The organism is Enterococcus casseliflavus NBRC 100478, assembly GCF_001544095.1.
In the GTDB taxonomy this organism is placed as follows: Bacteria; Bacillota; Bacilli; order Lactobacillales; family Enterococcaceae; genus Enterococcus_D; species Enterococcus_D casseliflavus.
Genome location: NZ_BCPT01000003.1, coordinates 139,008 through 158,808, shown reverse-complemented (window position 1 = coordinate 158,808; position 19,801 = coordinate 139,008). Strand labels below are relative to the sequence as shown.

Sequence of the window (19,801 nt, the reverse complement as noted above, 5' to 3'; positions counted from 1 at the left end):
GTTGTTTAGTTAATGTTTACACAACCCCTAAAATAAAAAAAGATCAGACGTCACTGATCTTTTTTGGCAATCGATTCTCTAATAATCAATTCACTGCCACAAACGACGCGAACAGGCATCGTCCGCACCCCAAGGATTTTATTTTTCGCTAATTCGACACTCATCTGCCCCATCTCTTCAGCTTTCATCTTGACGGAAGACAGTGCTGGCGTCATAAATTGCGCCATTTCGATATCATCAAAACTAACGACTGACACATCTTTAGGAATCGATAGCCCCGCTTCAGCGAGTGCCTTGTATACCCCGACAGCCATAGGATCGCTGGCAACGACGATCGCTGTGGGGCGAGGATTCATTTGCGCGATCTGCTGACCAAAATGCAACCCAGTCTCTGGTGACCATTTCCCCTGCAGCACGGTTGTGAACTTTTCCAATTTATTGAGCAGCATCCATTGGCGGTAGTTTCCTGCTCGAATCTCTTGTTCATCGTAAACGACTTCGCCAGAAATCGTCACTCGGCTGGCAACACCGCCCACAAAGGCAATATTCTCATGGCCCTTCTCTTTTAACAACGTGAGGATCTGGTGAGTCTTTTGGGCAAAATCGGTTTGGATGCAATCGTAGCTGGGTGCTTCACTATAATTATCCACCAGGATAATATTGGCATTTTGCTGACTGATCTCTGCCAAAGCATCGCTGGTCATCTCTCCAATAATAATGACTGCGCCATACTTCGCCAATTGTGCCAAATCTTTTTGAGGCTCCCGCATGGAAAAGGCCCGAATCGTTTTTAAGCGCCACTTCGCCGCTTCCTTTTCGATCCCATTGCGGATCATCATAAAATACGGATCATTTCTTTCCGACTCTCGATCGTGGCGGGTAATGATGGCAATCGTGTTTTGGTCGCCGACTTCACGGGAATGGGGTTGATTTTTTTCTTTTGAGTAATTCATTTGGTTGGCGATCTCAATGACTCGCTGACGCGTGTGTTCATTGATACTGAATGTTTCATCATTGTTAAGGATTCTAGAAACACTTGCTACCGACACCCCGGCTAATTTCGCGATATCTCTCATACTTGCCATAGCTACACCTCATCTGTTTACTGTTTACTAAATTTACATTCAGCATAGGCATAATTTTTGACCCTGTCAACCTTCTCTTCACAAAAAACCGAAACTCCTTAGCTTTTCACTAAGGAAGTTTCGGGATACCCGTTTGTTTTCTATTTGAGCGCTTGGTCACAGAGCAAGACATTGACCAAATACAAGGTGCTGATCCCTAAGACCAATAAGTAGACTGGACCAAACAGCAAAAAGGTCAAGACAAGCGTCACTGTTGCTAAAAGATGCGCCAGTACTCGTTTGGGTGAACGAGCAAACTGGTAAAAACTATAAAACAATGAGCTGGACTGCTGCGGATAGGTGTGAAGCAGCCTCGTTTGATAAAGTAAGACCAAGCAAAACAAGCCAAAGGTGAACGCTAACGCGTAACTAGCGATTTGAAACAGCGGGTGCTGCAGACGGCTAAAGACAAAGCTGTCCGCTAAAAGCAGCAAGAAGAATAGACTGAGCAAACGGTCTTGCCCTTTTCTTGTTGCCCACTGCTGATGAAATGCTTGCTGAAAACGAGCTTTGCTGCTTGCCTCCAAGCCATCGTTACGCAGTTCCGTCAACGTCTCGATCAATGCTCGACTAGCGGTGGTACTCGTGATCAAAGGCAAGGAATACAACAGCCACATGCCTTGTAAAACCAGTAAATGCGGAAGCCAGTTGATGCCAGTCAACAGCGCTTGGTTTAAGCGTTGCGGGGTAACTTTTGTTCTCATCCTTTGGAGCCTCCCGTCAGATCCATTCCCTCAATAAAGTAGCGTTGAGCGAGGAAGAACAGCAAGATCGTTGGCAATAGCACAAGCGTTGCTCCTGCCATCAAGTAGTTCCACTGGGTCGTTGATTGGTTTTGGAAAACTTGCAGGCCAATCTGCAGCGTGTACTTTTCTTGGTTTTGAATATACAGTAATGGTCCTAAGAAATCATTCCACGCCCCATTGAAGGAGTTGATGGCAATCGTGATCAGCGCGGGTTTCGTCAATGGGATCATTAGATGGCTCCAAATATAAAGATGATTGGCGCCATCGATCTTAGCGGCTTCGATCAATTCATTGTTGACGGACAAGTAAAACTGCCGCATCAAGAAAATGTTAAAGGCGTTGCCGAAAAACGCTGGAACGATCAGCGGCAGATAGGTGCCGACCCAGCCGATTTTGGAAAACAAGACATATTGCGGGATCATCGTCACAAAGCCAGGAATCATCATGGTAGACAAGACGAGGGCAAAGATCAGATTTTTTCCTGGAAAGGCCAATTTTGCAAACCCATAAGCAATGAAGGAATTTGATAAGACATTCCCGAAGACCACTAAGACGGTAATGAATAACGTATTTTTTGCATACTGCCAAAATGGAAAGGCGTTGATAGTCTCCAAATAATTGCCAAGATTGATTTCTTCTGGGAAAAAGGTCGGCGGGTAGCGCACGATCTCCTCCATCGGTTTCAATGACGTAAAGACCATCCACAGCAACGGAATCAGCAGCACGATCCCGATGATCGACATCACCACATAGCTGATGATTTTTTTGACTCGCTGTTGGCTTGATTTGCTTCGTGTTTTTGTCGTCATTTCCATTAGCTGCCACCTCCGGTATAGTGAACCCAGCGTGGTGCCAGCTTGAGATTGATAAAGGTCAAGACTAAGACGATCAAGAACAAGATCATCGACATGGCCATCGCATAGCCCATATCAAAGGCGACGAAGGCTTTGTTCCACATATGCAAATTATAGAAGAGCAGCGAATTTGCAGGACCGCCGGTACCATTTTTGGTCATCACGTATGCTTCTTGGAAAATTTGAAAAGAACCGATCGTTGAAGTAATCACATCATAGAAGATGATTGGCGTGATCAAAGGGATCGTAATATTTTTGAATTTCGCCCAGACTCCCGCCCCATCGATCTCAGCCGATTCGTACAGCGTCGGTGAAATATTTTGCAAGGTAGCTAGATACAAGAGCATCGCGCCCCCCGAACTCCAAATCTTCATCAAAATCAACGCTGGTTTCGTCCATTCAGGATCAAACAGCCATGCTGGACCTTTGATATTGAACCAGCTCAAGAAGGTATTGATCAATCCTGCGGAAGGAGATAATAATTGCATCCATAAGACGTAGACGGCAACCCCTGAAAGGATCGCTGGCAAGTAAAAGGTGGTTCGGAAAAAACTGATTCCGCGGATTTTTTGATTCAATAACGTGGCTAGAAAGACACTGAACAACGTGGTTAAGGGAACATTGAAGAGTACAAAATACGCCGTGTTATAGAGAGATTTCCAAAACAGGGTATCTTGCGTGAACATGCGGGTAAAGTTCTTAAAGCCGATAAAATTCATTTTCGAAGTCAGATTGTAATCGGTAAAGCTTCCTACGAAGGAAAACAGCATGGGCCCTAACATAAACACCACGAACCCAAGCAAAAATGGTGCTACGAAGAAGTAGCCCCAAAGAGCTTCTTGCCGTTTACTTTTTGAACGCTTCTTTGGCATTCCTTCCACTCCATTCTATTTTTACTCATTGTTTGTTCAAGAAAACATGTCCGCTTCGCAAAGCAGAAAGCAAAGCCCAGTCCGCTAACCGACTGGACTTTCCTTCTTTTTTAAAAACGCTCGTTTTGAGGTTTATTTGTTTTGCTCAACAAGATCTTCCACCGCTTTTTGCGCATCTGCCAACCCTTCAGCCGGTGTTTTGCTGCCTAGCATGATTTGGTCGATCTGTTCATTGACAAGACTGCTGAAGTCAGGCGCTGTCAATGGCACAGGCGTGATCACCGTATTGGCAAAGTTTTCATCCGCCATTTGGTAGATCATTTGGCCGTTTTCATCTAGATTGTCGTTGTTGACCAAGTTTTCGTTGGCTGTCCGATTCGCCATGATATCAAAGCTCTTCTCACCAAATTTCTCTTGAACTTCTGGTGTCGACAAGTATTTGATAAACTCATAGGACGCTTCAGGATCTTTGGCACCGTATGGCACTTCTAGGACGAACCCGCCGCCCCATGACCAGTGACCAGAGCCGCTTTCTTTTTCAGGAATTTGAATGACCCCAAATTCAAAGTCATCTGGTGCATTTTCCGCCAAACTTGAGTAGTAGTTGATGTTTTGCGCACGCATCGCCACTAATCCAGAAATGAATGGATCGGCAACCCCTGAACCAAATTCAGCTTCTAAGCGATTGATGGTATCTTGACCATAATACTCTTGCCAGTCTAAGATCCATTCCAACGCTTCCACTTTGTTGTCTGTATCGATTTTGACGTTCTCGTCCTTGTCAAACCAGCTGACGCCATCGTCGGCATTCAACGCCCACACGTCAGCGCCTAAATTCCACAATGGGTAAAAGCCGATCCGCTCAAAGTCATCACCGTTTTTGACATCTAATTTACGAGCAACTGTTTCTAACTCCTCCCACGTTTGTGGCAGTTGCTCTTCACTGATACCAGCCTCTTTAAAGAGTGTCTTATTGTAGAAAATCACTTGCGTATCTGTATTGAATGGAACGGCATAGGCATCCCCTTCGTACTCCACCGTATCCCATAATTGCGGATAAAATTCATCAGAAAAGCCCTCTTCGATATACTCGCTTAAATTCGTTGCTTGCTGCGCTTCTGCCCGCTGAGCAACAGAATTGATATCTTGTACAATAACATCAGGTGGATTGCCAGCAGTGATTGACGACAGTGATTTTGTCCAAATATCGCCCCAAGGCTGGTAGCTGTATTTGACCTCGATTTTATCTTGTGACGCATTAAAATCATCAATAATTTCTTCAATTACTTCTTGTCTTGCACCAGACCCCCAGAAGGACCAAAAGTCCAACGTCGTTTTGCCATCTGCTGACTCATTCCCCGAGGAATCAGCGGTTTCACTGTTGCCGCATCCTGCCGCCAGTACACCAACTGAAAAAAGCAAAGTCCCCATATAAAATAACTTTCTCATTTAACCTAACCTACTTTCATTTATTTTTAATGTACTATTTAAAAGCTATCACTACTTCTTCTTTTCAGCAAACAAAAAGCATCGTGATTCGAATAAAAAAATAACGTTTTTACCGTTTCTCGACAAGAAGAGCGTTTTCTTTGAAAATATAAAAAAAGTGGGGCATCATAGAAATAGCACCTATTTTTCAACCTCACGTCAGTCCATTTGACAAACGATGTTTATAGAAAGGGAGTAACCACATGCTAGTCATTGTCGATATGCAAAACCAAATTCTCGATGAAGAGAACGAAGCGTATGTGCCAGATGGCGCCGCTCTCGTCAAACGAATCGCCAAGCGCCTAGAACAAGCACGGGCGGATGGGGAGTACATCTTACACACCCGCGACATTCCAATCGAAGTCAAAGGAACACCTGATGAAGAAGCCGATGCCCTGCAGCTGATCCCAGAACTTAAGCCTCTCGAAAATGAAAAAGTCGTCAAGAAATACTATTACAGTATTCCACCTGAGGTATTGATAGACATTAAGAAAAATCTATTTGAACCTGAAGAAGAAAAGAAAATCGAAATCACCGGTGTTGAAACCAACATCTGTGTCCTTTCCAATACCATCGAGATCCAAAGCGCCTTTCCTGACGCTGATTTTACTATCAATAAAACATTAGTCGCTGGTAAAAACCACGAGTCACAAGGACTCGACATCTTACGAGACTTCAATGTCCAAATCATTGATGGCACAAAACAAACCAATGACCAATAGGTAACGAAAGCTCCCTGTTCAAGGAACAGAGAGCTTTTTCAATTTGATTATTCATTTAATTCATTGAGCCATCTAATAGCTCGGTCGGAATTTCAATCCGAACCTCATTTTCAGTCTGACAGTTTGGACATACGAAGGTTCCTTCGATGGCTTCCTTCACTTCCCCGTAAGCATAATGAATAGCGATTTCATCTTCTGCCAATTCATTCGTTTCCAACGGTGGTACCATGGTTAATTGCCCCTCGCTGTCTTCTTGTAAATGAACGACCAGCTTCCCATCAAAGTTTTCATTGCAATTGGTGCAGGAAGCTTTTCCTCGAATCGTTAGATCCATGATCATCCCTCCTCATTTCTTGTCACTGGTTGATGCAGGTTCCGTTAGATACTCGTAACGCATGCATGCTTCCCTTTAATAGTGTCACGCTTTCACTTTTTTAGCAAATCATCTGTTTTTCTTTTTTCAAACCATTGATGAAGAAAAAACAAATCAACCATTTTGAGCGTTTTCGTTGTCAAATCGTTAAAATCCTTGCAGAATTAAATTATCTGTTACTAAAAAAGTAAAAACGTGTTGTTGAAAAAATTAGTGATTGTCCGAACTTATCTGAACAAGCAAGGAGGAAAAATGATGCAAGCAGTAACCTGGCAAGGAAATCAAAAAATGGACGTTCGTCGTGTAGAAGATCCAACGATTTTAGAACCGACGGATGCGATCATCCGAATCACCGCAACCGCAATCTGTGGCTCTGATCTCCACCTTTACCACCATGGCGGCTCGGTTTTGGAAGAAGGCTATGTCGTTGGTCACGAACCAATGGGTATTGTCGAAGAAGTTGGCAGTCAAGTACAGAAACTAAAAAAAGGCGACCGTGTCGTCATCCCTTTCAATATCGGGTGCGGCCATTGCCACTTTTGTCAAAATGAAATGGAAAGTCAATGTGACAACTCTTCAGAAGATACATTGTATGGTGGCTTATTCGGTTTCGGAAAAATGAACGGTAACCACTGGGGCGGTCAAGCCGAATTCTTGCGGGTTCCTTTCGCAGATTTCACCTCGTTTATCGTACCTGAATCAACGATCCCTGATGAAAAAGTATTGTTTTTATCTGACATCTTACCTACAGCGTATTGGAGTGTCCAAAATGCTGGCGTCAAAAAGGATGATACCGTGATCGTCTTAGGCTCAGGCCCAGTTGGGTTGTTTGCCCAAAAATTTGCCGTGATGGCAGGCGCTAAGCGGGTGATTGCCGTGGACCCTGTTGCTCATCGCTTAGAAAAAGCCAGCAGCTACAATCAAGTCGAAACATTCCAATTGGATGATTTGGCTACTAGTGCTGATGAACTGTATGAGCTGACCAAAGGTGGCGCTGATGTGATCATCGACTGTGTTGGGATGGATGGTTTAGAACCCGTCAAAGAAAAAGCCAAAAACCTAGTCAGCTTGCAAAGTGGAACGATCTCACCGATCCAGATGGCCGCCAAAGCAGTCAAAAAATTTGGTACCGTCCAAATCACTGGCGTTTACATGACACCAGCTTCTTCTTATCCATTGCAAGAATTCTTTATGCGTAACATCGATGTCAAACACGGGCAAGCACCTGTGATCCATTTGATGCCAAAAATTTATGACATGATTGCAGACGGTTTGTTTGACCCGTCACAGATCATCACCCACACGATGCCTTTAGCAGATGCTGCCAAAGCGTATGACATTTTTGACAAAAAAGAAGACAAGAACATCAAAGTTGTCTTGAAACCTTAGTACAAATAAAGGAGCAGTGATGGCACCTATGCCAAAAATCAAACGGAGTGAACATCAATTCGATCCGGGAAAAGAAGAAGATGTGATCATCAAGGCAAGTCGCTTTCGCATCTATTTTCAAAATCGCTACATGTTGATCTCACTTACGAATGATATTTTGACGGGCTTGTTTTATATTTTCGGAAGTATCGTTTCATTAACTAGTTTGCCTGCGATATACGGAACGATCGCCTATTTGATCGGCGGAGTCTTTTTGACCATTCGCCCACTGATTAAAATCGTTCGCCATGTCTATATCTATAATGAGCGCAATCAAGAAGGCGAGAAAGAAAAAGATGTCACCATCACCGACGATGAACGTTGATGGGACGACAACTAGAGAGGAGTTTCCTATGTTAAAAACATTTGATGGGATCGCACTGACCTTAATGATCATCGGCGGTATCAATTGGCTGCTGGTCGGCGCCTTCGAGTTTGACCTTGTCGCAGCGATCACCGGCGGCAGCACGTCGATCATTGCCCGCGTCATTTATATTCTAGTTGGGATCAGCGCCTTGTATAGCCTGAAATTCTTTCCAGCTATCGCCCGCCAACAAACACTCGACTAAATGAAAATAAAACCTGCATCTGCGGTATCCTGACCCTAAAAAGTTAGATTTTTGGTCTAACGTTTTGAGGTCGCATCTGTGGATGCAGTTTTTTTGTCTACAATCATTGAAAAAAAACACTAGTTGTACTACTCTTGTATTTAACCTACTATTTTCGAAAAAATAAAAAGGACGTGACTCATGACCCCACCTACTAGACCCTCACTGATACGTCGGATACTCGGCCGGATACTTTTGCTATTGATTTTCTTATTTATTCTAAGTATTATTGGCGGAATCATTGTTTTAAATAACCTCACCATCGCAGAAAATTGGTTTGGTCTGAATGAATACCAAGTCGTTGAAACCAGGCATCAGATCATTCGTTTGTTCCCCTACTTTTGGGTAGCAGGGATCCTGCTGGTCTTTTTGATCGGTCTGATCATCGGCATCAAGAAACGCAAAAAATCGCCATTCTATTGGTTATTCTCATTGCTCTTGCTGCCAGTGATTCTCTTTTGTATTGGCGTAGTTTCCACCTTTTTACCTGTAGACCGCCAACTCTTTCGAGAAGAAGCCAGTGCCAAAGAAATTATGGCTGCGCTGCCGAATCAATCCTCACTCAAGGACAAAGAGCTGCAACTGGTCAGCTATAGTTTTCACATCCGAAATGTCCCGCTAAAAAGCGGCATTTATGCAGTTGCGCGAGTGATCAATCCAAACACAGGCCTGCAAGACGAGTATTGGTATTACCCAGAAAATCTGTTGACCAAATGGAAAAAAGACGACGATACGATCGAGCTTTCGATGGAAGATACCATTGCCTTTGATGCCATCGATTGGGGCGTCATTCCCAAGATCATCAAGGATTCTGAGGCACGAGCAGCTCAGCTGGATCACTATGTCCCTGGCGTCAGCATCGTCATTTTAAACGGCTTCCAAGGTGAATGGACTTGGACCGTTGGTTTAAATGGGATTCGTAATCGCACTGAGATCAATTATGTTTATGATCTCAAAGGAAATTATCAATCCGAATGGCAATAAAACAAGCGGCACCTATCTTCGTGAATAGGTGCCGCTTTTGCTTTTATCGGTTTACGGATCCAAGTCTTTGACACACCGAAACCCTAAATTATTGGCTGCCGACATCCCAGAATTACCATTTCTAGCGGCAATTCGGTATCGTTTGCAATAGGATTCATGGCACAAAAACGAACCACCGCGAGTCGCATACAGTTGATCATCTTGTGTTTGATTCCTTGCCCAAAAGGTTTGTCCCGTCTGTTGTTGAAACTGTGTCAGCGGGATGCGGGCAGGATTGACGCACCATTCCCAGACGTTGCCGATCACTTGATAGAGACCAAAGCCGTTGGGCTCATACCATTTCGCTGGCGCTGTATTGGCAAAGCCGTCTGCTCGCGTGTTGCTTTTTGGAAACTCTCCTTGCCAAATATTGCAATGATAGGTATTTTCTGCCAAAAATTCCCTTCCCCAAGGATATTTTTCAAAACTTGTCCCGCCTTTTGCAGCGATCTCCCACTCTGCTTCTGTCGGGAGGCGTTTTTTTGCCCATTGGCAATAGGCGATCGCATCGTTGCGAGACACCTGAACCACTGGGTGATCCATCCGCTGGGCAATCGTTGAATCAGGTCCTTCAGGATGACGCCAATCTGCGCCACTAACTGCGTACCACCAAGCCATATTCGGTATCTTTTGACTGCGGTGTTTCGTTTGCTCACTTAAAAAATAGTGAAAAACGAACGACCAGCCAAAGCGTTCGGCTTCTGTGACATATCCAGTTGCTTCCACAAAAACTTGGAAAGCTTGGTTCGTCACCGTCGTGGCATCAATGGCAAATGCTGGGCTGTCGAGGCTGATTTGCGGTCCCTCAAGATCCTCGGCAAAGCCGTCCATCGTATTCGTGCCGATTCGATAAGTTCCTGCTGGAATCGTGGGCATCTGTTTGCCTCCTTTTTACAATAATTGATAGCCATTGTACAGATTGATCAGTAACACCAGCACGATCACAGTTTGAAATACCAGTGTCACTCGCTGCGGTGACAGGACGTTGCTGGCCTTGGCGCCTAATAGTCCTCCCACGATCGCGGCTGGAATAACAAACCACAAAATTTGCAGATCATACGCACCAAAACCTGTCGAAAAAGCGATCGTCAAAATTTTTGCCAGCTGTGAGAAAAAAATCGTACAAATTGAATAAATTGTCGCCTCTTTGATCGGCATGGCAAACAGCAGCATCAATAAAGAAACATTGATGGGTCCGCCGCCGATCCCCAGCAAACTGGCTAGAAAGCCGAGAATCAAGCCACAAGCTGCATACCAGCCGACTTTTTCCAACGCAAACCCGCGCCAGTTATATTTTGTATACAAAAAAGCAAACAATAGTGTCAGCACGGTCACAAGGATTTGGATCAGCTGAACCATCTTGTCATCTCGAAAGACCAGCAATAACCGTTCAAAGGCAACATTGCCTAAAACACCGCCTAACACAGCGCCGCCAGAAACCCACAAGGCAATCGACCAATTGATTTTCCGTCCACTGGCTAATTGTCTAGCTGTCGAAACGATGGACATCGTGAAGACCGCTGTCGCCGAGTAAAAAGAGATCGCAGCAACAGAATGGGCGCCGATAAAATCGAAAATCGGTTTGATCAGCACGCCGCCCCCCATGCCCGAAACTGCCCCTACGGCATTTGCTAAGACGATCACGAGAAAATAAATCAGTCCGATCATTGTCTCACCCCTTGCAAAAGCCCCAGTATCTCATTGATTCTAGGTGTGAAGTCTTTTAACAGCTCCTGATAACCGCAAAAACCCTCACTATCCACGTACATTGCATCTTTCATTCGTTTACAGCCTCCTCGGCACATTTTTTGGAAAGGACATTGCGTACACTTCGAAGGCATGTCTTTTTTCTGGCACAAAAACTGCTGTGAACAGTCTTGAGAAAACAATTTCCGTAACGTTTGCTCTTGGATATAGCCCATGCGAAACTCATCTAATACATAAAAGTCACAAGGATAGACACTGCCGTCGGCTTCGATCACATACTGCACTTGGCAATTGCCTAGAATCCCGCAGGCAGTTACTTGCTGCCGCACCAATAGATTCAGTAAATCATCGAACAGCTTGATACTTAGGTAGCGCCCTTGCTTCAATTCCTGCAGCCAAAACGCCAACAGCTGCTGATAAAAGCCAGAAAAGGCTCTTGGTGTCAAGGCATAGTCGTTGGTTGATGTGGCATCCAAATCAGCCAAACAAGGAATGAATTGCACAAATGCAATCTGCTCTTCCTTGAGAAAGTCAAACACACGCTGGGCTTCCTTTGCTAACGGATTTGTCAACACGCACAAGACATTGTACTCGATCTGATAGGCATCCAATAACCGCTTGGTCTGTAAAACCCGCGCAAAGGTTCCCCGCCCTTTGGCGTCTAATCGATGCCGATCGTGCGCAAGCGGATGCCCATCGATCGACAGCCCGACTAAAAAGCGATGCTCTTTCAAAAAACGACACCACTTGTCATTGATCACCATGCCGTTGGTCTGGATCGCATAGTGCACTGTCACTTGCTTTTTTTGCGCCGCAACATAAGCCGTTAGTTTTCTAAAATAACTCAGCCCCGCCATCGTCGGCTCTCCGCCTTGAAATGCCAACGTCAAATGATCGCCAGCTTCTAAGTCTGCATAAATGTTTGCAATCATCTTTTCCATTACATCCTCTTTCATTTTGCCAAAGGAACGCACTTCGCGCAAGGAACTGACGTTGGCATAAAAGCAATAGGTGCAGCGCAGATTGCAAAGAGAGGATGCTGGCTTGATCAATACGGAGATGTGTTTCATGTGTTGTTCCTCGCTTTTTTAATTCTTTTGTGCAATTGTCTGCCTCTGACTATTGCTTAAACCTAAGCGCTGATACTCGCTTTCAGGGGCTTCAATCTGATCCATTACTTTAATCAATTTCTGAATCATTTCTTGTTCAATCAGTGGGTCATGAAGCGGTGTTAACTGCTTTGGATCATTCTTTAGATCAAACAGCAAGTGGCCTACTGAATAAGAATCGATATAGGTGGAAACTTCAACTTCTGTGTAAGGAAAATGATTTGTAAATCGATTGCCCTCTTTCAAGACCATGCTGTCTAAGACCTCTTTATTCAAAAAACCACGCAATGAAGCATAACTAAGCGTCTGCATGGTGATTGGTCCATTCGAAGGGTGAACCGATGCACGCATATACACATAACGACCATCGTAGATATTGACATGACCGCCGTTTGTACCAAAAATAATTTCTTGATGGAGCGGTTGCGAATGCTGTTTTTTCAACACAGGCAGCAAAGATTTGCCATCCATATCTAAGGTGTTCTCAATTTCAAAATAATCCAATAAAGTTGCTGGAATGTCGATGGTTTGACTCAATACTTGAGTATGGGTTCCCGATTCAGCCTGTGGGTAACTGATGAAAAAGGGCAGATGGATGATTTCTTCATACATCGGTGCGACATTTTTTCCTAACCAGTCATGTTCCCCTAACAAAAAGCCATGGTCGGTATTCACAATGATCAAGGTATCCTCCCACATATTATTTTTTTCTATAAAGTCCAGCACTCGTCCCAAGTGATGGTCACACATACTGATCAACGCTGCGTATTCTTTTTGCAGCTCAATCAAATCCTGCTCGCCAACGTCTTCTGTTACACGACCATATTTTGGCCAAAAGTAAGGTGATTCATTTGGTGTCTCCTGGTACAATTTGCGATAGGTTTCTGGCACATAAAATGGTTCATGGGGGTCAAAACATTCGACTTGCAAAAACCATTGATCTTCATTTTTGTACTGTTCCAAAAAATCCAAGCCGGCTTGGATCGTTTGAACCGTGGACAGGTCTTCTTCTACTGCTTGCCGTGTTCGATTCGCAAAATGCTGTTCCACAGAAATACCACTTTTATTTAACGGATTCAGCGGTGGATGATTCTCTGCCTGTTTTCTTGGAACCCATCGGTCACCTTCTTGTCCTCTAAATCCTTCCCATGTGGAATAACGGTTATGATAAGTGGCACCGCCATCTTCAAAGTAATGGGAATGGTCGGTTACCAAATGACAATAGACACCATTTTGCTGCAGCGTATCAAAAATTGACGAATCAAACGGTTCTAAATGACCCCACGAACGATGCATAAAATTGTAACGACCTGTATGAAGTTCTCTTCTTGCTGGCATACAAGGCATGCTGCCACCATAAAAGTTGTCAAACGTAATCGTTTTTTCTCTTAGCCGTTCAAAGTTTGGCGTGTTGATCCAATCGTTTCCGTAGTTTGATAAAAAATCTCTAGCCAGAGTATCAAACATCAGCATAATTGCTCGCATAGCATTCTTTCCTTCTTTCTTTTCTTTCCTTTTCTTGGTCATTGCGACTACTTGACGATCGTTATCGCCCCTCGATTATCATCAGCGATCACATCTAAGTATGCGGAAGTATTCGTAACGACAATCGGCGTCACTAACGAGTATCCTGCCTCTTCAATTTCTTCTTTATCAAATGTAAGCAATACCTCTCCTTGCTTGACCTGATCCCCTTGCTTGACTTTTGTTTCGAAAAAACGACCATCTAAGTTCACTGTATCCATGCCGATGTGAATCAACACTTCCACGCCATCGTCCGACTTCAAGCCAATCGCATGCTTCGTTGGAAACAGTGTTTCAACTACTCCGTCAAAAGGTGCTCGAACCAGTCCTTCATCTGGTGAAACTGCTAAGCCTTTTCCTAATAGTCCATTTGCAAATGCTTGATCTTCTACTGCCGACAAAGGCAAAACGATGCCTGTTAATGGTAGCGAAAAAGTGATTTCTTTCGCTGCTCTTTCTGATTGGATCAAAGGTGAGGCTTCATTATCACTAGCTGTTGCTTCTTGCCGATCCTCTTGCGGATCATACAAGAAGGTAATCGTTAAAATAAATGATAAGACGAATGCTACAGTGATCGCTAATACATACCCATAAAACCCGCTTCCGATGCCTTCTGTCGGATCAATGTAGTTGGGTAAACTAAAGATACCCATCCCACCTATAATAAAAGATTTTGTTCCCATGGCACCCATGATCAATCCGCCGATCGAGGCTGAAATCAAGGTCGCAATAAATGGTTTTTTTCTAGGCAACGTGATACCGTACAAGGATGGCTCCGATACCCCAAACAGACTGGAAATAAATGCGGGAATCCCGATTGCCCGAATAGAATTATTTCTAGACTTAATAATAACTGCCAGCACAGCTCCTGCGGTCGCAAATGGAGTCGCTTGTCCTAAGACCATCACTGGGTCGTAACCAAGAACACCAATATTGTTGATTGCGATCGGAATGATTCCCCAGTGAAGACCAAACATGACCAACACTTGCCAAACAGCACCAACTGCAATCCCTGCAATAATTGGGCTGAAGTTATAGATCGCCAACACAGCCGCACCCAACAAATTGCCGATCCACGTCGCGATCGGACCAATGACAATGAAAGTCAGCGGAACCATGATCAAGACGGTTAGAAAAGGAACTAAGAAACTCCGTACAATACTAGGAATGATTTTTGTAATGCCTTTTTCTAATTTGGCACCAAAATAGGTAGCAATGACGATTGGAATAACGCTGGAACTATAACTCATTAGAATGACTGGTATTCCTAAAAAAGTGACATAAACAGGCGATTCAAAAACAGTTCCTGCAAACAAGGTATACAACGGTTCGGCATTTGCTGTCAAGCCAGACAAGGCTGGATAAACAAGGGCAGCACCGATCGCCATACCGACAAATTGCTTTAAACCAAATTTTTTCGCTGCGGTATATCCTAAAAAGATTGGAAAGAAGTAGAAGAAACAATCGCCTGCTGCTTGCAAAATCGCATAGGTTCCTGACGTATTCTCAATCCATCCCAAAGAAACAAATAGCGCATTTAATCCTTTGATCATTCCTGTGGCAGCTAGAAGACCCAATACAGGTGTAAAGATACTGGAGATCACATCGATAAAAGCATCCAGCGGTCCTTTCTTTTCTCCCGAAGGTGCCGCATCATTTCCTGCCAATCCTGCATGTTGAACAAATTCTTGGTACACCTCTGGCACATGATTGCCGATCACGACTTGGTATTGACCGCCGCTTTGAACGACTGTCACGATCCCTTTCGTCTTTTTCAGTGTTTCGGTGTCTGCTTGCTCCTCATGTTTTAAATCAAAACGCAGTCTTGTGATGCAGTGGGTCACCCCATTGATATTTTCTTTTCCGCCGACTCCTTTTAAAATTTCATCGACCAATTCTTGATATGCCATCGTTCTCATCCTTTCAATGTAAAAATAAAAAGCAAGACAAATAACTATTCCTTGATGGAATAATTATCAGTCTTGCCTGCATTATCAGTAACAACCTTTATTCGTTCTCTATTAACTTTTGAATGTGTAATGTTAAGTACAGCTTTTCATCATCGTTCAAGGGAACATCTAAATACTTTTCAATCAAAAGCATCGTCTTATAAGCGTCTGCATACTGTCCACTCACGTGTCCCAATAGTGGATTTGCTTTTACCACATCTGGTCGAGCCTTCAATCGTTGGAAAAAAAAGCGCAAATGGGTGATAAATCGATCGAATGCCAAAGAGTTTTCATCAATTTGTATCTTGTTTGAAAATCGTATAAGTGAAATAATATCGCGAATCTTTTTTGCAATCGATTGGACATCTTTTGGCTGATCAACCTCATCTGTTACTTGTGCATTGATCAAATGCATTGCTATATTTCCTGCTTCTTCTTCCTCAAAGACGACCCCTGTTTCTTGTCCGATCATTTCCAATGCTTTTTTACCAACTTCAAATTCCTGCGGATAAAACTTTTTTATTTCCCATGATAATCGGTTCGTAACTGTGATTCCTTGTTCATGCAGTTTGAACAGGTTATACAGATGATCGGTAAGTGATACATACAGCGTCTCGCTTAACTCCTGTTTTATTTCCGCTTTTGCAAGTGAGATAATATCATCCGCTAAAGACACATAGTTTGTTGGTATGGATGACAATAAACTTAAAAACCGCTCGGAAACTTTGTTCTTATGAAGCACAAACACTTTTTCAATTTTTGATTCATCGGCGGTTTGTCCTGGTTTCATTTTGAAGCCAAGGCCGGTACCGATCCAGATAAAATCTTTGCCATCTTGTCCGACCAAAACTGCATTGTTGTTTAAGATTTTTTTGATCTTCAAGACGCTTCTCACCTCCTTAAAATGAAAAAAGGCGATACCTTAATACATGTGTAGGATCCATACACACGTAAAAAGGTATAGCCTGCATTATCAGTAACTACCCATTTGATTGCCTTTACTATACTATTTTTCTAGAAACGTTGCAAGCGTTTTATTGATTTTTCTTTTTTTGCTTCGTTTCAAATAGACACGGATCAGGCTTTCTCCAAACTGCTCACTGGTCCAGCAAACGGCTTTGCCCTTCGATTTTTTGGATCTTTGTAATGTCTTGCGTGACTTCTAGACAACCTAAATAGATGCCTGCTTCATTTTTTAATGCAAAGTAGCGAATATAGATTTTACGGCCCCGCATATCGATCCAAAATTCAGCTGTCTCCCTTGTACCCGCTCGAAAATCATCCAAAATCTGTTGCACGAGATGCATGCTTTTCGGTGGATGGCAGTTGACGACTTCACGACCTAAAACCGAATTCGTTCGTGGAAAGACGCGACTCTTGCCTTCTGAATAAAAGCGCACCCGCTCTTCACTATCTACAAAGGTCAAGTCCACTGGCAGCGTTTGAAAAATGGCCACCAATTGCTCAAATTGCAGATTACCAGTAGGCAATGAAACGGTCGGCTGTTCAGCAATTTGCGGCGAATCTTCCGATTCTGTGACTTGAAAGTCATTGAATCCTAAACCGGCTGCGATGCCAGCGGTTGTTTCTTGGGCTTGTTTGATCGCCGCTTGCCGTGCGGGTTCTGCCGCCTGTTCCTTTTCAAGGGCTTCTTGGCTCGGTTTCCAAGGAAGCGGTTCTGGGATAAAGGCAAAGCCGATGTCAAAGCTGTCAGCCGCAATTTGTTCCCAATCTTTAAGACTGAAGACATCCAGCGTCATGGGCACCATGATTTCTTCTTCTTTGAAAATCATCTCTTCGATCTCGTTTTTGACTGCTTCCCATTGGACAGCGATTGGATTATAGGCAGCTTTTTCGGATGCCAAAAGCTCATTGAGCGCTTTGATCATAACCCGAATATCATCATCAACACCCCACATCACTTTTGGCGGCGCAGTGATGCCGTACTTCTCCATGTAAGAAAAAATCAACGTTTCTTTTCGCGCATAGTGTTTGTCGATCTGCATTAAATCATTGCAGGCAGCTTGTAGCCGCTTTTTAGGCGTCCAGTCACCGGTTTTGATTTTGGCTAAGAGGCTGTCGATCTCATCGGTCAACAGGGATTGCAGGACTTGGTTCTCCAATTTCAGGGTATGAACAGGATGGCCTGGTTGCCCATATTCTTCATTGGAGTGATGGATCTCATTGATCGATCCTTTGAAAACAGCAGCATGAATATTGCACAAACGCTGAATCTCAGAAGGGTCCAACCCCGTTTGGATCAAAGCTTTTTCAGCAGCAGTGATCTCCGTCACATCCACACCATCAAATTCTTCGTTAAACAAGCGTTTAGCCTCTTCAAAGGAACCGCCTTGGTGAAGCAAACTCAGTATTTCGACGATCCGTTCTTGTCTTTGACTGTTAGTTTTCATTTCGTCGCTCCTTTCACAAGAAACCCTTGTTTTTCGAAAGCGAGACAAACCATTTCCAAGGGGATCTTCTTCATCTGAGCACCTTTGGGTATTGTCATATAACGTCCAGCAGTTTGCAGCATCCCTGGTTGATTGATCGCCGTAAACCCTAGTTGACTCATGATTTCTTGTATTTCAGGGTATTGTGCCACAAGTTCATAGAGCGTTTTTGACAGATCGATTTCTTTCATAGTAAGGTCTTCCTTTCAGTGAGAATGATTCTCAATAAGATATCCTTAGTATAAATCATTTTGTTCAAAAATACACGAACTGCCGCAAACATTCATCAATCGATCATTTTTTTCTAAGATTGTCGGTAACGGCACACCACTTTTTCCAACCAATCGATACTGGCAAAAAGCAGATAGCCCATCAAAGCAATCAGGAGGATACCCGAAAGCATTTGTGGGTAGTCCATTTTTGACCACGCACTTAAGATCAGATAGCCGACACCATACGTCGTGTTATAATTTTCGGCAAAAAAGAGGGAAGCCAACGCGATCCCGATACTGACCCGCACACTGGCAAAAAGCGCGGGCATGAGCGCGGGCAAAATAACGAAGCGCAAGACATGGCGCCATTGGTTGGTATAATTTTTCATGACCTGAAAATACGCTGGTGGGATCTTCGTGACTGCATCACGAATCGAGACGATCACTTGAATGACGATCACCGCAAAAATCAAGAGAATTTTTGAGAGATTGCCTAAGCCAAAGAAAATCATAAAGACGGGTAAAAACGCAACTTTAGGAATCGGATATAAAAAGTAAAGCAGTGGACCAAGCAGCCGATCCTCTCTTTGGGATCGCCCAATCAAGATTCCTAACGGCACCCCGACTAGCAACGCCCCACTCAACGCCGCAAATACCCGCAGCAAACTGGCACCTGCGTGGATCAGTAAGACTTCTCGCAGTGCCCAAAAACGTTCGGCCGTTTCTAAAGGATTAGGCAGTGAGCGATTGTTGGTCACCCAGCTTACGCCCCACCAAACCACGACAAACGAACAGAAGCCCCAAGCAAAAGATTTGATGGGTTTCATTGCCTCGCCTCCCTCATTTGTTCTTTCAACTGCAAGACGACTTCATAAAAAGCCAACGAATCTCGTTCCTGCTGGCTGCCGTAAAATGGATTACTGATCGGCGTAACGCCCTGATCTTTTAGCAGCAAAATCGTCTGCCCCAAAAACACTGCCTCTTCTGGATCGTGGGTCACCACAATCAAGCTGTTTTGTCTGCGCTGCTGTTGGGCAGCGATCATGGCTTGGGCGTTTGCTTTGGTTTCTTGGTCCAGCGAAGCAGTCGGCTCATCCAATAATAAAACATCGGGCTGTGTGATCAGTCCCCGCCCCATGGCGGTCCGCTGTTTTTGACCGCCGCTAAGCTGATGCGGATAGCGGTCCTGCACCTGCGTCAATCCCAACTCAGCCAAACAGCTGGCGACCCGTTTTTTACGACTCTCACTAGGGATTTGGTTGATGAGTAGCGGCATTTCCAGTGCTTGGTAGACTGTTTGCCAAGGAAACAAATGCAGTTCTTGGAAAACGACCTCGATGTTGTCAGGGGAACAGCCTTGGTAAGTGATCGTGCCTGATTGCGGTCGCTGCAACCCTTTGATCAAGGATAAAAGCGTGCTTTTGCCAATCCCCGATTCTCCCAGCAGCACATAAGTCGCGCCTTGTTCAAAACAAAACGAAAGGTTTTTAAAAATGGCGGTGTCTCCATAGGTAAAGGAAACGGAATCGAATAGAATACTCATCAGAGAATAAACTTCTTTCTTCAAATTATTTGTGTTGGTTTTCACATTTTATGCTATACTATTTTTTGC

21 protein-coding genes are annotated in these 19,801 nt (G+C 44.0%); 5 read left to right on the top strand and 16 right to left on the bottom strand.

What is annotated here, in order from left to right; all coding sequences use genetic code 11:
* Nucleotides 1–50 precede the first annotated feature (50 nt).
* From ECA1_RS04020 to ECA1_RS04000, 5 genes are all read right to left on the bottom strand, one after another.
* Entirely contained in the window at nucleotides 51–1,085 is a 1,035-nt protein-coding gene (locus tag ECA1_RS04020) for a LacI family DNA-binding transcriptional regulator (protein WP_060791804.1), read from the bottom strand.
* 140 nt (nucleotides 1,086–1,225) lie between these two features.
* The gene (locus ECA1_RS04015; protein WP_060791803.1) at nucleotides 1,226–1,828 is read right to left on the bottom strand and encodes a hypothetical protein; all 603 of its coding nucleotides are present in this window, start codon (nucleotides 1,826–1,828) and stop codon (nucleotides 1,226–1,228) included.
* Entirely contained in the window at nucleotides 1,825–2,685 is an 861-nt protein-coding gene (locus tag ECA1_RS04010) for a carbohydrate ABC transporter permease (protein ID WP_005225484.1), read from the bottom strand. The genes ECA1_RS04015 and ECA1_RS04010 overlap by 4 nt, the downstream gene beginning before the upstream one ends.
* Entirely contained in the window at nucleotides 2,685–3,596 is a 912-nt protein-coding gene (locus ECA1_RS04005; protein ID WP_005234717.1) for a carbohydrate ABC transporter permease, read from the bottom strand. Before ECA1_RS04005 ends, ECA1_RS04010 begins: the two co-directional genes overlap by 1 nt.
* A 132-nt stretch (nucleotides 3,597–3,728) precedes the next feature.
* Nucleotides 3,729–5,045, bottom strand: coding sequence for an ABC transporter substrate-binding protein (locus tag ECA1_RS04000; protein WP_008379010.1), 1,317 nt, complete (start codon nucleotides 5,043–5,045; stop codon nucleotides 3,729–3,731).
* A 242-nt stretch (nucleotides 5,046–5,287) separates the two neighbouring features.
* Here ECA1_RS04000 and ECA1_RS03995 point away from each other — a divergent pair, with 242 nt between their 5' ends.
* The gene (locus tag ECA1_RS03995) at nucleotides 5,288–5,806 is read left to right on the top strand and encodes an isochorismatase family protein (RefSeq protein WP_010747758.1); all 519 of its coding nucleotides are present in this window, start codon (nucleotides 5,288–5,290) and stop codon (nucleotides 5,804–5,806) included.
* Nucleotides 5,807–5,861: 55 nt separating this feature from the next.
* On the opposite strand, the gene ECA1_RS03990 is transcribed toward ECA1_RS03995, so the two are convergent.
* Nucleotides 5,862–6,146 carry a hypothetical protein gene (locus tag ECA1_RS03990; protein WP_026008050.1) on the bottom strand — a complete coding sequence of 95 codons (285 nt, stop codon included), beginning with the start codon at nucleotides 6,144–6,146 and terminating at the stop codon, nucleotides 5,862–5,864.
* A gap of 288 nt (nucleotides 6,147–6,434) precedes the next feature.
* Between ECA1_RS03990 and ECA1_RS03985 the strand changes: the two genes are divergently transcribed.
* The 4 genes from ECA1_RS03985 to ECA1_RS03970 all read left to right on the top strand — a co-directional run bounded on the left by ECA1_RS03985 (nucleotide 6,435) and on the right by ECA1_RS03970 (nucleotide 9,199).
* A complete protein-coding gene (locus ECA1_RS03985) occupies nucleotides 6,435–7,568 on the top strand; it encodes an alcohol dehydrogenase catalytic domain-containing protein (protein WP_060791802.1) in 1,134 nt (377 codons plus the stop codon).
* 19 nt (nucleotides 7,569–7,587) lie between these two features.
* Entirely contained in the window at nucleotides 7,588–7,932 is a 345-nt protein-coding gene (locus ECA1_RS03980) for a YrhK family protein (protein WP_015509287.1), read from the top strand.
* 28 nt (nucleotides 7,933–7,960) lie between these two features.
* Nucleotides 7,961–8,176 carry a DUF378 domain-containing protein gene (locus ECA1_RS03975; protein WP_236596069.1) on the top strand — a complete coding sequence of 72 codons (216 nt, stop codon included), beginning with the start codon at nucleotides 7,961–7,963 and terminating at the stop codon, nucleotides 8,174–8,176.
* Between the two features lie 180 nt (nucleotides 8,177–8,356).
* Entirely contained in the window at nucleotides 8,357–9,199 is an 843-nt protein-coding gene (locus ECA1_RS03970; RefSeq protein ID WP_060791800.1) for a hypothetical protein, read from the top strand.
* Nucleotides 9,200–9,250: 51 nt separating this feature from the next.
* Here the strand turns inward: ECA1_RS03970 and ECA1_RS03965 are convergent, their stop codons facing one another.
* From ECA1_RS03965 to ECA1_RS03920, 10 genes are all read right to left on the bottom strand, one after another.
* Nucleotides 9,251–10,114 (bottom strand): formylglycine-generating enzyme family protein, encoded by an 864-nt coding sequence (locus ECA1_RS03965; protein ID WP_060791799.1) that lies wholly within the window; start codon nucleotides 10,112–10,114, stop codon nucleotides 9,251–9,253.
* Nucleotides 10,115–10,129: 15 nt separating this feature from the next.
* On the bottom strand, nucleotides 10,130–10,906 hold the full coding sequence (locus ECA1_RS03960) for a sulfite exporter TauE/SafE family protein (protein ID WP_010747752.1): 777 nt from the start codon (nucleotides 10,904–10,906) through the stop codon (nucleotides 10,130–10,132).
* Nucleotides 10,903–12,015: a radical SAM/SPASM domain-containing protein gene (locus tag ECA1_RS03955; RefSeq protein WP_060791798.1), complete on the bottom strand. Its 1,113-nt coding sequence runs from the start codon at nucleotides 12,013–12,015 to the stop codon at nucleotides 10,903–10,905. The genes ECA1_RS03960 and ECA1_RS03955 overlap by 4 nt, the downstream gene beginning before the upstream one ends.
* A gap of 18 nt (nucleotides 12,016–12,033) precedes the next feature.
* The gene (locus ECA1_RS03950; protein ID WP_060791797.1) at nucleotides 12,034–13,539 is read right to left on the bottom strand and encodes a sulfatase family protein; all 1,506 of its coding nucleotides are present in this window, start codon (nucleotides 13,537–13,539) and stop codon (nucleotides 12,034–12,036) included.
* Between the two features lie 47 nt (nucleotides 13,540–13,586).
* A complete protein-coding gene (locus ECA1_RS03945) occupies nucleotides 13,587–15,488 on the bottom strand; it encodes a beta-glucoside-specific PTS transporter subunit IIABC (RefSeq protein ID WP_060791796.1) in 1,902 nt (633 codons plus the stop codon).
* 97 nt (nucleotides 15,489–15,585) lie between these two features.
* A complete protein-coding gene (locus ECA1_RS03940) occupies nucleotides 15,586–16,410 on the bottom strand; it encodes a PRD domain-containing protein (RefSeq protein WP_205820711.1) in 825 nt (274 codons plus the stop codon).
* Between the two features lie 214 nt (nucleotides 16,411–16,624).
* Nucleotides 16,625–17,938, bottom strand: coding sequence for a DUF438 domain-containing protein (locus ECA1_RS03935; RefSeq protein WP_060791795.1), 1,314 nt, complete (start codon nucleotides 17,936–17,938; stop codon nucleotides 16,625–16,627).
* Nucleotides 17,935–18,168 (bottom strand): DUF1858 domain-containing protein, encoded by a 234-nt coding sequence (locus tag ECA1_RS03930; RefSeq protein ID WP_010747746.1) that lies wholly within the window; start codon nucleotides 18,166–18,168, stop codon nucleotides 17,935–17,937. Before ECA1_RS03930 ends, ECA1_RS03935 begins: the two co-directional genes overlap by 4 nt.
* A 113-nt stretch (nucleotides 18,169–18,281) precedes the next feature.
* Nucleotides 18,282–19,016 (bottom strand): ABC transporter permease, encoded by a 735-nt coding sequence (locus ECA1_RS03925; RefSeq protein WP_060791794.1) that lies wholly within the window; start codon nucleotides 19,014–19,016, stop codon nucleotides 18,282–18,284.
* The gene (locus ECA1_RS03920) at nucleotides 19,013–19,732 is read right to left on the bottom strand and encodes an ABC transporter ATP-binding protein (protein ID WP_236596070.1); all 720 of its coding nucleotides are present in this window, start codon (nucleotides 19,730–19,732) and stop codon (nucleotides 19,013–19,015) included. The genes ECA1_RS03925 and ECA1_RS03920 overlap by 4 nt, the downstream gene beginning before the upstream one ends.
* Nucleotides 19,733–19,801 lie beyond the last annotated feature (69 nt).

Coding starts and splice junctions, on each gene's coding strand:
- ECA1_RS04020 (WP_060791804.1), bottom strand. CDS start 1,085: ATGGCAAGTATGAGAGATATCGCGAAATTAGCCGGGGTGTCGGTAGCA.
- ECA1_RS04015 (WP_060791803.1), bottom strand. CDS start 1,828: ATGAGAACAAAAGTTACCCCGCAACGCTTAAACCAAGCGCTGTTGACT.
- ECA1_RS04010 (WP_005225484.1), bottom strand. CDS start 2,685: ATGGAAATGACGACAAAAACACGAAGCAAATCAAGCCAACAGCGAGTC.
- ECA1_RS04005 (WP_005234717.1), bottom strand. CDS start 3,596: ATGCCAAAGAAGCGTTCAAAAAGTAAACGGCAAGAAGCTCTTTGGGGC.
- ECA1_RS04000 (WP_008379010.1), bottom strand. CDS start 5,045: ATGAGAAAGTTATTTTATATGGGGACTTTGCTTTTTTCAGTTGGTGTA.
- ECA1_RS03995 (WP_010747758.1), top strand. CDS start 5,288: ATGCTAGTCATTGTCGATATGCAAAACCAAATTCTCGATGAAGAGAAC.
- ECA1_RS03990 (WP_026008050.1), bottom strand. CDS start 6,146: ATGATCATGGATCTAACGATTCGAGGAAAAGCTTCCTGCACCAATTGC.
- ECA1_RS03985 (WP_060791802.1), top strand. CDS start 6,435: ATGCAAGCAGTAACCTGGCAAGGAAATCAAAAAATGGACGTTCGTCGT.
- ECA1_RS03980 (WP_015509287.1), top strand. CDS start 7,588: ATGGCACCTATGCCAAAAATCAAACGGAGTGAACATCAATTCGATCCG.
- ECA1_RS03975 (WP_236596069.1), top strand. CDS start 7,961: ATGTTAAAAACATTTGATGGGATCGCACTGACCTTAATGATCATCGGC.
- ECA1_RS03970 (WP_060791800.1), top strand. CDS start 8,357: ATGACCCCACCTACTAGACCCTCACTGATACGTCGGATACTCGGCCGG.
- ECA1_RS03965 (WP_060791799.1), bottom strand. CDS start 10,114: ATGCCCACGATTCCAGCAGGAACTTATCGAATCGGCACGAATACGATG.
- ECA1_RS03960 (WP_010747752.1), bottom strand. CDS start 10,906: ATGATCGGACTGATTTATTTTCTCGTGATCGTCTTAGCAAATGCCGTA.
- ECA1_RS03955 (WP_060791798.1), bottom strand. CDS start 12,015: ATGAAACACATCTCCGTATTGATCAAGCCAGCATCCTCTCTTTGCAAT.
- ECA1_RS03950 (WP_060791797.1), bottom strand. CDS start 13,539: ATGCGAGCAATTATGCTGATGTTTGATACTCTGGCTAGAGATTTTTTA.
- ECA1_RS03945 (WP_060791796.1), bottom strand. CDS start 15,488: ATGGCATATCAAGAATTGGTCGATGAAATTTTAAAAGGAGTCGGCGGA.
- ECA1_RS03935 (WP_060791795.1), bottom strand. CDS start 17,938: ATGAAAACTAACAGTCAAAGACAAGAACGGATCGTCGAAATACTGAGT.
- ECA1_RS03930 (WP_010747746.1), bottom strand. CDS start 18,168: ATGAAAGAAATCGATCTGTCAAAAACGCTCTATGAACTTGTGGCACAA.
- ECA1_RS03925 (WP_060791794.1), bottom strand. CDS start 19,016: ATGAAACCCATCAAATCTTTTGCTTGGGGCTTCTGTTCGTTTGTCGTG.
- ECA1_RS03920 (WP_236596070.1), bottom strand. CDS start 19,732: ATGAGTATTCTATTCGATTCCGTTTCCTTTACCTATGGAGACACCGCC.